Origin of the sequence: Streptomyces sp. NBC_01304 (assembly GCF_035975855.1) — a bacterium.
Classification (GTDB): domain Bacteria; phylum Actinomycetota; class Actinomycetes; order Streptomycetales; family Streptomycetaceae; genus Streptomyces.
Genome location: NZ_CP109055.1, coordinates 299165 through 311263 on the forward strand (window position 1 = coordinate 299165; position 12099 = coordinate 311263).

Annotated in this window: 8 protein-coding genes; 3 read left to right on the forward strand and 5 right to left on the reverse strand. The window is 67.5% G+C overall.

The features are described from left to right. Window positions 1-83: 83 nt before the first annotated feature. The 4 genes from OG430_RS01280 to OG430_RS01295 all read right to left on the reverse strand — a co-directional run bounded on the left by OG430_RS01280 (window position 84) and on the right by OG430_RS01295 (window position 8629). Complete coding sequence (locus tag OG430_RS01280; protein ID WP_327350473.1) at window positions 84-4076, reverse strand: hypothetical protein; 3993 nt, start codon at window positions 4074-4076, stop codon at window positions 84-86. A gap of 573 nt (window positions 4077-4649) precedes the next feature. Continuing rightward, window positions 4650-6173, reverse strand: coding sequence for a catalase (locus tag OG430_RS01285; RefSeq protein WP_327350474.1), 1524 nt, complete (start codon window positions 6171-6173; stop codon window positions 4650-4652). Between the two features lie 913 nt (window positions 6174-7086). Next, window positions 7087-7569, reverse strand: coding sequence for a hypothetical protein (locus tag OG430_RS01290; protein ID WP_327350475.1), 483 nt, complete (start codon window positions 7567-7569; stop codon window positions 7087-7089). Window positions 7570-7825: 256 nt separating this feature from the next. Continuing rightward, on the reverse strand, window positions 7826-8629 hold the full coding sequence (locus OG430_RS01295; RefSeq protein WP_327350476.1) for a hypothetical protein: 804 nt from the start codon (window positions 8627-8629) through the stop codon (window positions 7826-7828). Between the two features lie 92 nt (window positions 8630-8721). On the opposite strand from OG430_RS01295, the gene OG430_RS01300 reads away from it, so the two are divergent. Then, complete coding sequence (locus tag OG430_RS01300) at window positions 8722-8838, forward strand: glycoside hydrolase family 18 protein (RefSeq protein ID WP_327350477.1); 117 nt, start codon at window positions 8722-8724, stop codon at window positions 8836-8838. A 70-nt stretch (window positions 8839-8908) separates the two neighbouring features. On the opposite strand, the gene OG430_RS01305 is transcribed toward OG430_RS01300, so the two are convergent. Then, the gene (locus OG430_RS01305; RefSeq protein ID WP_327358937.1) at window positions 8909-9541 is read right to left on the reverse strand and encodes a hypothetical protein; all 633 of its coding nucleotides are present in this window, start codon (window positions 9539-9541) and stop codon (window positions 8909-8911) included. 534 nt (window positions 9542-10075) lie between these two features. On the opposite strand from OG430_RS01305, the gene OG430_RS01310 reads away from it, so the two are divergent. After that, entirely contained in the window at window positions 10076-10843 is a 768-nt protein-coding gene (locus tag OG430_RS01310) for a hypothetical protein (RefSeq protein ID WP_327350478.1), read from the forward strand. Window positions 10844-11202: 359 nt separating this feature from the next. Beyond that, window positions 11203-12087, forward strand: a complete 885-nt coding sequence (locus OG430_RS01315) for a hypothetical protein (protein WP_327350479.1) — start codon at window positions 11203-11205, stop codon at window positions 12085-12087. The last annotated feature ends 12 nt before the right edge of the window (window positions 12088-12099 follow it).

The following is a 12099-nucleotide window of genomic DNA, read 5'->3' on the forward strand; positions in this document are numbered from 1 at the left end:
CGGCGATCATCGCCCTGCCCTCCGTCTCCAGCCACGTGCGTGAGGTCGGACGGCGCGGCCTCTCGCCCGCCTCTTCCGTTGACTCAGCCGGGAAGGTCAATCCAGTTCCACTGGGGTTGGGGTGCGCCGTTGGTGTCTCGTCCGTGGGGGTATTGACGGGTCGCTCCCTTATCCTCAGCGCCGATGTACGAGCTGAACAGGCCCCTGTTGCTGGCACGGTCGCCCAGGGCGGCCAGCGACGAGGTGGCCCTCACGGTATGCAGAACTGACATGAGGACGGATACATCCGACTTGTCACCAAGTACGACGTGCTGTTCGGGAGAGCGCGCGAGGAGCGTCGCGATGGCGTCCTGTGCACCTGCCCGGTGGAGCGCGCCCAGACGAGCAGCGACGATAAGAGGGGCGGTCACGTCTGCCTCTGAGGCGACACGGTGCGCGAGGACCTCGAACGCCGACTGGTCCGCCTGCTGGAGGCAGCGCAACAGGGCTTCGACCGGGCGCGTGTGATGGATGGCGACATACCGAGCTGGATCGCGGTCGAGGAGGGCGCGCATCGCCTCGTTGTCGCCAGTCTCATGGAAGAAAGTCATCAGCTGTGCGACGTCATCGGCATTTTCGGTGCTGATGCTCTGGACAGCGCGGTCGGACAGGGCCGTCAATGCCGATGCCGCGCGGGCCCGGCGGAGGGCTTCCAACAGTGCACGTACTGCAGCCGGATCATCGACGGACGCGTTGTCGGCAGGGTTGCGCTTGAGGAGCACCTGCAGGGCGTCGCTCGCACCCGTTTTCACGAGGGCGTTGACGAGTTCGGCAACGGCGCCGGTCTGCCGTACATCGATGTTCCGGGCGGCGGTTTCGGCGAGGACGCCGGCGAGCTCTTGCGGGAAGCCTTCCGCGAGTAGTCCCTTCAGACAGTCGATCAGTTGTTGACCGTCGGCCGACGCAACAGCAAGGGCACGGCGTGCGACGAGTGCAGCCACAGGTTGCGCGGTGGGTCCATCGAGTGCGTTGAGGAACTGAGCTGTCTTCCACACGCTGCGCGTGGACATGTACTCGGCGGCGGACTGGGCCAGTTCGGCTGCTGCCGCGGGCGCGCCGTTGTCTCTGAGGGCGGTCAGCAACATGCCGACGGACCCGGGGTCGGCGTCCTCGAGCACCACGTGCTGGTCGGGATTGCGTGAGAGAAGCGCCTGTATCGCACTTTGCATTCCAGATGCTTGCAGTGCCCGCAGCAACTGGGCGACTGCGTAGGGTTCGCGCAGGTCCATGTCCCGGGCAGCGCGGAGGGCCAAGGCGCATGCCTGCTGCTGCAAGCCCTCCGCGCACAGCGCCTCGAGTAGGCGACCGATGCCTCTTGGGTCGTCGAGTGTCAGCTCCCGGGCGGCACGGTCCGCGAGAATCTGGACGGCCGGGGGGATGTGCTCAGAGGCGCGCGGGCCGCGCAACATCCACATCAGTCGACAGACCCCCCATGGGTCGACGAGGCCCACCTTGCGTGCGATCTCCTGGGCGGTGCACGAGTTGTCGCCTCCTATCCCCACCAGCAGATGGAGATCCCCCGGCTTGTCCCTGTGCTGTTCCAAGGCCCTGAGCCACAGGTGACGCCCAGCTTGCGAGGCTGATCCGCGCGGCATCTGGACGATGACATCTGTCGCGCCTTGCAAGTTGCCGACGGGAACCTGATGAGCGGCGCGCTGGGCCAGTTCGGCTGCGGCGCCTTCGGCTCCTACCAGCTTCAGTGTGTACAGGGCCTGGCTGAATGCGTGGGTCCATTCGTTGGCCGTGTCGGTTGCCAAGATGCGAGGAATCAGTAGGGCGATCGCCTGTGGTGCACCCACCTCGTGCAGGGTCTTGAGGAGTGCAGCGGCGCGCAGCAGAGAGGTGATCTGGAGTTGCTCAGCGGCCTGGCACGACAGTTGGGTGAGCCTGTCCTCGGCGCCGACCGTGCGGAGCGTCTTCAGTAACGACTCGACGCCCATGATTTCACCCTCTGCCAGTTCGCTCAGGTCCAGGTCGGAGCCGCGGTCCAGTGCGATCTGCAGGGCTTGCCGGTCACCCAGTCGGTGCAGCACGCCGACGAACGTGGCCATGCTGAAGGTGGTGTCGAGGGGGTGGTGCAGGGCCAGTGACCGGGCCAAACCGGCAATGGTGTTCGCGTCTAGGCCCAGTCTGGGCAGCAGTGCGGCGATGTCGGTGTAACTGTCACCCCGCCGCCAGCGCCCATTCGCCGAGCGTCGCGCCAGCACCTCCACCGCTTGCTGCATGCCCAGACTTTGCAGCTGGTGGAGGAGGTTTCCGATGTGGAACGTGTCCTTCAGGGGGGCGAGTTCGGCGAGGCGTCGGCCCAGCACCGAGACCGCATCCGGTGCGCCTCGTTCGTCGATCCGCTTCAGCAGCATCGAGTGTGCTTGCACATCACGGCAGTCGACGTTGTTGGCGATCCACAGGGCGGCGGCCGCCGTGTCAGCCGCACTGCGCAGCCCACCCTCGGCCAACCGTGCGGTGGAGGAGAAGAGCCCGTTGGCTGCGTAGACGTTGCCGTGCCCGATGGCGCGCTTGTCCAGGGCGGACGCCCACCGGTACAGACCCCGGTCACGGGCGGCCTCCGCCATACGCCGGATGTCTTCAGCGCTCTCGGCGTGGTCGGCTATCGCCGCCCATAAGCTGTCCGCGCCCACCGTCTCCGCCCGCAGCCCACGCGTCTGCTGGTCCAGGTAGTCGGCCGGCTCATACACGGCCTGGGCTCCGGATTCGGCACGCAGCGCGATCAGCGGAGTAAGGGAGTTGCCGGTACGGCTGAGTGTCTGCAGCACATTGTGAGCCCATCCTGCGTCGCCACTGCGCTCCCGCGGAGCCAGCATGCCGTCTGCGGCGGCGGACAGGAGAGCGGCGGACAAAGGGCTGCGATAGCCTAGCCTGCGGGCATCCAACGCGGCAGTGAGCACTGCGTGTTCACCAGGAGTGAAGTCGACACCTGGGCCGTAGGCGTAGCGCTTCAGCAGTTCAGGGCCGCCACTGAGATGCTGCACGACCTGTCCATCGCCGGCACCAGCATCCAAGGCCTGCTGGAGGCGCTCGTCGCCGGACTGTGCCGCAAGTTCCCGCCAATGGTCGCGCTCGGCGTCAGACAACGTGCCAGCAACCATGATCCGCAGGGCTGTGGGACCAGTCAGGAGGGCAGCCGCCTGGGCGTGCGGGTCTCCTGGCATGCCACGGCGGGTGAGTTCGGACCAGTAGGGGTCCTGCCACAGGGTGCCGACGGCTGCCACGCCCTGCTGATTCTCGAGCAGGGTTCTGAGCGCTGCAGCGACCCGCTCGTCGTACAGGTAGCGCTGGGCCTCGTTGAGCCACAGCACCGTCCCGGAGCCGACCCGACCGCTGTTGATCAGCGCCAACAGATCTCCGGCGGTGGTCGGGCGCAGCAGCGGCTTGTGCGGCACGAGGGTGAGGAGCGCCTCGTACAAGGCACGTGTCTTGCCGGTGGAAGAGCCACCGGTCAGCACGGCGAGAAGGGACGGGCCGCCGTGCAGCGGTGCCTCGAGTGCACGGCGGAGTTCCTCGTCGTGGGATCGCGTCAGATAGGGAGTGAGCACCGAGTCACGGGCGGAGCCGGCACTCAGTACGGGTGCCCGATGCACCTCAAGTACGGCAGGACCAAGGCGATCCACCGGCACTGCTTCCAGTCCCGATGGAGGGGAGCCGGAGGGGGGATCGCCCTGTGCTGCCCTCCCTCGCTCCTGGGCCAGCTCGTCGCGCGCGCGGTCCAGGAGATTGAGCCACTCCCGTAACGCCTGGGGCCCTACTCGTACTCCTGCCCACTGGGACCACACAGTGACGACGGCAATCAGTACGTCGTCATTGTCCTTGTGAGGAACCTTGAACTTTTCCTCGACGCGCGGCGCCCAGTCGCTGGACCGCTTGCCGGCGAAGTACTGAGCGCCCGGCACATCCATCGCGCGGACGGCCCGCTCGAGCGCGGCCTGGCTGGAGTCCTGACCTGCTTCCTGCCGCCGGGATTCCGCCTCTTCCCGCAGGGCGCGAAGCCGCGCATACAACAGCCGTATCCTCGCGCCCATTTGCTCCGGACTCCCTCTACTCCCCCGCCCGTCTGCCACCCCCACCCGCCGCGGGTAAGGGCGGGGCACCGGCGCGCGGAACCGTGACCTGCAGCTTAGGTCGCCGACCGCCCTCCGCACCCGCGTCTTCGTGTAACGGACCTTCGGGCAGCCCAGTGTGGACAACGTCCGCCGGGCCCGGCGATGCACGTCTCCGCACGCAGACGAAGAGGAAGAGTTGTTACATGGCCAAGCGTCGCCAAACTCAAGAGCCCGTCACCTGCACGTCGGTGTCGCCGTGCTTGCCCCGGCACCGGGAGGTGGTCCACCGACTGGTGGTTGGACTGGCTGCGGCTGTGGGGCCCAGCATCCTTGCACTCCTCGAATGGTGGACCCGCACGCACTGATGGCTTGCAGGAAGCACTCGCACACCGGGCGCGTTCGTGAGGCCACAAAGATTCGCTCCAAAAGCCCCCGCCCGATCGAGTCGATCGGGCGGGGCCAGTCCTGGACGGGCAACATCCGGTAGCGCCCGCACCCTGTGTATATACGGCTGCCGCCCTCCCGGATGGGCGGGCGGCAGCCCTTCCTCGATCAGGCCTTGTCCTGCATGGATTCCCGGGCCGGATTGCCCTGCTGCGCGGCCTTGGGGTCCTTCTCGTCCGCCTTGGCACGGACACCCTGCTGGATACGCTCGCCGATCGGCTTGTCGATGTTCGACCAGTACTCGAAGGCACGGAGCAGCACGGGCTCGCTCACCCCGTTGAGGAGATGGCCGACGACGTTGTCCACGAGACGCTCCCGTGCCGCGTCGTCGAGCACATCGCGCACCATGGTGCCGGGCTGGCCCCAGTCGTCGTCCTCGGCGTGGGCGACGTAGGCGGTACGCGTGATGTCGCCGTCCGCGTACCAGCTCGGCGGGGAACCAAAGCGGTTCGTGTCGGCCGCGGGCCCGCCCTTGGAGTTCGGCGCGTACACCGGGTCGGTGGTGTTCCGGTACGCCATGGCCCCGTCCTTGGAGTACGTGTGCACGGGGACGACGGGGGCGTTGACCGGCAGCTGCTGGTAGTTGGCACCGATCCGATGCCGGTGCGCGTCGGCGTAGGAGAACAGGCGGGCGAGCAGCATGCGGTCGGGGCTGGGCCCGATGCCGGGGACCAGATTGTTCGGCTGGAACGCCGCCTGCTCGATCTCGGCGTGGTTGTCGGTGGGGTTGCGGTCCAGGGTCATCCGGCCGACCTCGGTCAGCGGGTAGTCCGCATGGGGCCAGACCTTCGTCAGGTCGAACGGGTTGAACCGGTACGCGGCCGCGTCCTCGTACGGCATGACCTGTACGTACAGCGTCCAGCTCGGATACTCGCGGTCGCGGATGTGCTCGAACAGATCACGCGTGTGGTAGTCCGTGTCGGCCGCGCACATCTGGTCGGCCTCGTCCTGCGTGAAGAACTCGATGCCCTGGTCGGTCTTGAAGTGGTACTTCACCCAGAAGCGCTCGCCCTGAGCGTTGATCCACATGTACGTGTGGGAGGTGTAGCCGTTCATGTGGCGCCAGGTGCGCGGGATTCCGCGATCGCCCATCAGCCAGGTGACCTGGTGGGCGGATTCGGGCGAGAGGGTCCAGAAGTCCCACTGCATGTCGTGGTCTCGCAGGTTGTTGTCCGCGCGGCGTTTCTGGGACCGGATGAAGTGCTGGAATTTCATCGGGTCCTTCACGAAGAAGACCGGGGTGTTGTTCCCCACCATGTCGTAATTGCCCTCGGCGGTATAGAACTTCACCGCGAAGCCGCGAGGGTCGCGCCAGGTGTCGGGGCTGCCGCGTTCGCCGGCCACGGTGGAGAAGCGGGTCACCAGGTCGGTGCGGGCGCCGGGCTGGAATACCGCGGCCTTCGTGTAGGCGCTGACGTCCGCGGTCACTTCGAAGAAGCCGAAGGCGCCGCTTCCCTTGGCGTGCGGTTGGCGCTCGGGAATCCGTTCCCGGTTGAACTGCGCCATCTGCTCGATCAGATACGAGTCCTGCAGCAGGATGGGTCCCCCGGCGCCGACGGTGAGCGCATGTTCATCGCTCTCGACCGGGACTCCGGCATCCGTGGTGGTCGCCTTGCCGGTGTTGTCGTTCATGTGGGGGCAATCCTTTCGTCGTGTGGTGCACTCGGCAGGCGGATCGTGGGGGACTGAACCTCCACCGCCGGGCCGTCGTGCGCTGTTCCGCCTGCCTGGCTCAGGGCTCGGCCTCACCGACGCCTACCGAAAGATCATCACGCTGACCCGCGGCCGCCGCCATTGCTCGCTCGGGCGCTCACGGCAGCTGGAAGTACTGTCTTCACGCCCACTCGCGGACGCGATCGAGGACGCCGTCCCCTTCCGGTACCCATCGCAGCGCGATCAATCGCCCTCGGCAGGCCACGGTTCACGACGTCGCCCATGAAGGAGTCGGTCCCGCACGTCCACGTTGTCGGCACGGCGCCGTAAGGCCGATTTGCCCGGGTACCCGCGGAGGGCCAGCGCCAAAGCGTCGTCTCCGCGGAGGCACCTGTCGTCAGCTGCCTTTTGGTGCCCACTCCCATGCAGGCGGCTCGTCTTCGTGCTGAGCGTGGGCAACACAGCCCTGTTCCCTCACGACGAGCATCCGGTCCAGTGGGTGGGCTCCGGTGGGGGCTGTTTCCCCGCCGGCCTGCTGTGACCAACAGCGATGACGGCTTGTGCCCTTGTTCTCAGGCTGGGGCAATCTTGTGATCCGGCCTCCGCCAGACCGGCCCAGGCCGTGATCGTCGGGTTCGGCCTGCTGGCCGCCCGACGGTTCCTTCCAGGCTCGACCGTCCCCTCGGACGCCGGCCGCGTGCTGATGGGCCGGACAGCGCGTTGAGTCGACGTTCACGTCCCAGGTGAACAAACCGGCGACGTCCGCCCGGACCTGCAGCCCCGTCAGGACCGCAGACAAGACGCCAACGCGTGGCCAGCGGCAGAAGAGCAGCCCATGGATCCTGGCAGAACGAAGCAGGCCCAGGAATCCGCCGGTGGTGAGAGCCGGCCGTCAGCACGGGCGAGAGTCCTCGTCCGCAACTGCCGCGCCTGCGCCCTGTGCAACGCCCTCGGCCAGCATGTCCATCTCAGCGTCCTCATGGGTGCTCTCGTCCGCCTCTGCGAGCAGACCGGCGCGCCGGACGCCGTCTCCGTCGTCGAGCGGCTCGCCCTCACCATCGTGTGGATCGACGCTCCCTTCGTCGTCCGTCTCGTCCGCTTTCCATGCCTCGTACTCCTTGACCACCAGGTCCGGGCGCTCCTCGGACAACCGGTCGCCGAGGCTCTCGCCATCCCGCTGTTCCGCCGCGGTGTTACCTGAGTGCTCGACGCCGTACGGACGCTCGGGGGGAGACCAGCCCTCGTCGTAGGGGTCCATTCCCAGGTCGCTCAGGGTGTCCTCCGCGTCAAGCACGCCCTTGTCCTCACGGGCGTCCGGGTCGCCCGGCTGGTACACCTCGTCGCCCATGAGCACTTCGCCGTTACGGTCGGTCATCTGTGTCACCTCGTCTCGCTGCCCCCATCTGCGTATCCCTGTCCCTCTCGCTTATCCAGCTCCCGCCACCTCACGCAGGGCGGTCGCCCTGTGCTGTCGGTGTCGGGTCCGCGTGGCTGAGCCGACACCCGGCCGGGCGGGGGCTTCGCCTGGCACAGGAGGGGGACGTCACCTCGTGGCTTCCAGACCGATCCGGGTGGTGTTGCCGAGTGGGCTCACGTGCAGCGGGCCCTCGGGTGCCGGCTCAACCTGGCGGCTACTGCTGGTTGGCGCCGGCGAGTTCCTGCAGGTCGACCGTCTCGCTGGCGGCCGGTTGTTCCGGGTTCACCTTCTCGTCGAAGTCACCGAAGGTGGTGCCCTCAGGCTTGTCCCCACCTTCGGAGGTGACCTTGAGAATGTACGGCTCACCATGGGTGGCCACGTACATGGCCAGGGTCTTGCCGCCGGACTTCTTGGTGAGCTTCAGCGCCTCGTTTCCGTCCACGTCCGCGGTCTCGCCCTTGGTCATGCCCTTCCGTTCAGACTTGTCCTCGTCCATCGCAGCCAGCAGCCCCTGCTTGTCGCACAGGCCGGTCAACTGATCATCCTGGGCAGGTATCTTGACCCACTTGTCGGCGACCTTCGGCACGATCTTCTCGGCGCCCGGCTGCCCCTTCAAGTTCGCCTGCCAGTACTTCTCGTCGCCCTTCACATACAGGGTGGCTTTCGTATGTCGGATTTCGGCCGTGGCACCGGACTGCGTCACGGATCCCTCGCAGTTCTTCTGACTGTCGACCGCGAGGTCGACGGACATCTGCTGGCCGCCGGATTCCCTCACCTGCCCCTTCATCCGCAGCGAATCGGCATCCCGCGTCGCCTTTACCGCTTTCTCCGCCACTGCGTCCGCACTCTCACCCTTGAACGCCTCTCCCCCGCCGCCGTCTGTCCCGCAGCCCGCAGTTCCTGCCGCGCACACCCCGGCTACCACCAACGCCGCAATCTGCTTGGTCATCTGCATACCGAATCCCTTCAGCTCGCCCGTGGATCGTCGATCCGCCGCCACCAAAACGTTGTTGATCACGGCGTGCCGTTCCGTGTACCCCTCGAAAAAACCCGAACACGCGGTACCGGGAGTTCCGGATATGAGCCACCGGGTGCCTCCCGTCCCCGCAGATGAAGTCCGCGTATGTGAAGGCGCACGGCCTCGGCGGGGCGATGTTCTGGTCGCTGGACGGCGACACACCCCACAGGGAACTCGTACGCACCGTCGACCGCGCACTGGGCAGGTAGCACGCACGGCCTGCCACGATGCACACCCAATCCAGGTCCCACCTTGGTCGGCGAACTAGGGCTTGCCGTCCTATCGCCCCGGCGGTGTTCCTGGCGCGGGAAGGTCGACGACGCGGGCGAGGGCGGCTGTGACGGGAGCGCAGTGGCCAGGAAGGTGTCCGGTGGACCAATCGGCTGCCAGCGCGAGAAAGTCGGCCAGGTCGCGCTCGGCACCGGCGAGCAGGTTGCGTAGCTCGGAGACGGGCAGCTCGATCACCGGACTCTCGCTCTGCTCCGCGTTGACAGTGAGCCGGACGGTGTCGCCGAAGCGCTCGGCAACCGGTGAGACGGGGGCATGGCCGAAACCGACCAGACTGCCGTCGTCGAGGAACTGGTGCCAGTCGCGCCAGTCCTCCAGTCCATCACAGCAGCCAGGTAGGAACGTGACGCCTGTGGAGTTGTCGGTCACCCGCAGGCCGCCGGCGGCGAAGAGGTTGTCGAACGTCAGCAGTCCGTGAAGGAACGAGTCAAGTGCGTCGGCCGGACGAGGCGGGCGGTCGCCGTCGGGGTCGATGTCATTGCAGTTGGCGATACGCATCACTGCCGCACCGACCTCAGCGGGCGAGAGCTCGCCGCTGAGAGGCAGGAAGCCGAACGGCTCGACCTCGGCGACAGGCCAGAGGTCGAAGCCATCAGGGGGACATATCTCCAGCACGGGCTGCATCGCGATCACCGGGCGAAGTGTTCCGCATCCCCCGCCTGTATCGCCTCGCGATTACGCCGAGCGCTCTCATCGCCGCCAAGGCCGTTGAGCGCTTTCGGTTGTGCCGGTCCCGAGCGGATACGGGTGCACTCCGACACCGCCTCAAGCCCTGGCACGGCCTGGCCACGTAAACGGACAAACTGGCGATGCTTGCCAGGCCGCACTCCACCTCGCGAGCATCCTCGTCTGAACGCGAAGGTGATGAACGAGGTGGGGCTCAGTACCACCAGTCGATGTCTTCGCTGATGTCGGCCTTCGGCACAGTCACCGCGCCGAACCAGGAGGGATGGCCATGGTGGTCCATGGCCTCCGCCACTTCGTGGGGCCATGAGCCCAAGCTGGGCCCAGCCCAGAAAGCACGCCTGGTCGTCGTGTACAGCGTCACCGGCAACAGCCGTGACCGGCTACGACCAGACATCGCAGACGTTGGAGCACGGAAATCTCGGGCGATCTGGCCCCTGGGACAGGGATGGTGGGCTGACTAGTCTGCGGAGGATGACGGAGCACCCAGGATTCGGCGCGATGCTGACGCGCCTGCTGGACAAGCGAGAGCTCAGCGCTCAGGGACTGGCGGACCGCGCCGGGCTGGACGCCGACGAAGTCCGCGCGGTACTCGCCGGAGGCAGCCCCGGCAAGGAGTTCCTGCGGCAGGTCGGGCCTGAACTGGGCTTCCACGCCGTCGATCTGTTCATCCTCGCGAGGCTGGCGGTCCCGGACGAGATGGCGCCGCTCGACGCCTCGGCCGCGACGTGGGTGAAGTCCACGGTGACGGATGCGGTGCTCCTCCCCGAAGCGAACCGTCTCGAACTCCTCCGGCTGGTCCGCGCACTGCCACAGGAGAAACGGCGTTCCAGCTTCGCCCCGAAGCTGCTCGCCCCCCTGGCCGGCGGTCCAGGTGCGTGGGTCATCCGCATGCTCCAGTACCGCAACCTGAACTGGTTGGGCATAGCGATGACGCTCGGGCTCGTGACGCCCACGTACTTGTCGGCGTCCACCTACGGAATGATCGGTTCTGATCGCGAGGAGCTGACCCCCCGCTTGGTGACCGACTTCGCTGCCCTGCTGGCGATCGACGCCCGTGATCTGGCCACGCTGACGGATGTCGTCCTGTCTGGGGTGCCACCGCCTCCGCCCCCAGCGGCAGCGGATGCAGCCACGCTGCTGTGGGAGATGCGCCGCCTGTCCGCTGCCCAAGCACAACACACCTCCGATGTGGCCCACTCCATGCGGGGAGCCTCCCGCGACGGGGACCAGGTCGGCTGAGCACCGCACTCCGTCGCTTCCCCGATCAGGCTGAGAGGCACAGAGCCTGGGGGCGTCTGAAGTCGTGCTCACGCGTGCGGCGATGGGAGGTGGCAACCGGGAGGATTTGGTGTGGCTTCCCGCACCACTTCGCGTGACGTGGTCAAGGAAGGCCCGGGCGGCCGGAGCGCAGTCGTCGAGGCGGTCATGCGGGGCTGGTTGCGGCGGGACTTGTGGTGCCTCATTGGACACCTGGGTGAGGGCGGTCTCGACCGGGCGTGGAAGGCGCACGACGAGGCGCTGGGCGTCCATGTCGAGAGGTCTGTAAATCGTACGCAGGGGCGCTGACGCGGGCCTCACCTGTGCCGTACGGTGCTCGCGTGACACGGGGTGGGGTCGGAGACCGTGGGCAGGAGCTGGTCCTCAGGGGCCGCCGAGGCACTGCACGGTTCAAGGGGAAGAGCCTGTCGGTCGACCGGGCGGGGGTACGGCTGAGCATCCCGCCGCACGCCGTCGAGGCCGTCCGGGCGGCAGGCCGCAAGGGCGCGGACGTTGAGATCGTGCTGACGGCGGTCAAGGGCGCAAACCCCACGGTGCACACGGTCCGCGCCCCCAACGCCCGCGCGGCGACGGATTTCGCCCAGGCCGTCAACGCGGCCCTGCCCGCCCGGGACCGAGCAGCGCGCCAAGTGGACGGGGCGGCGCTGGTGAAGACGACGGCCATACCGCCGCGGCCCCGGAAGCAGCGCGCCTGGACGCCCCGGGACGAGCCCGAGCGCTGGCTGTTCGGGGGTCTCTTCGTGCTGGGCGCGGCCGTCCCCCTGGCGCGAGGGATGTGGGAGATGGCACTCCTGTGGACGGCCACGTACGCCGCGTACGGTGCCCTCGCCGCCATCGCTGTACTCGTCTGCCGGGCGACGAAGTCCTGGTGGGTACTGCGCCGCCGGGGCATCACGGTGACCGCCACATACGACCGCACCGAGTGGGGCTACGGCGAGGACACCACCAGCACCAAGGTGTTCGTCTTCACCGACGGCAACGGCAACAAGGTCGACTACCGGGGCGGCGGCCGCCTGGTGGGAACGGATCCCGACCAGATCGAGGTCACCTACGACCCGGACAACCCGCAGCAGGCCAGCGCACGCTACGGCCCGGCGGCACGGGCCGGGCTCCTGCTGGTCTACGTCACGCTGGGTATCCCCGTCACCCTCGCGTGCATCGCCTACCCGTTCGTCTACTTCGCGATGGTGTTCCACGTGCTCTGAGAGGTCGCCTTC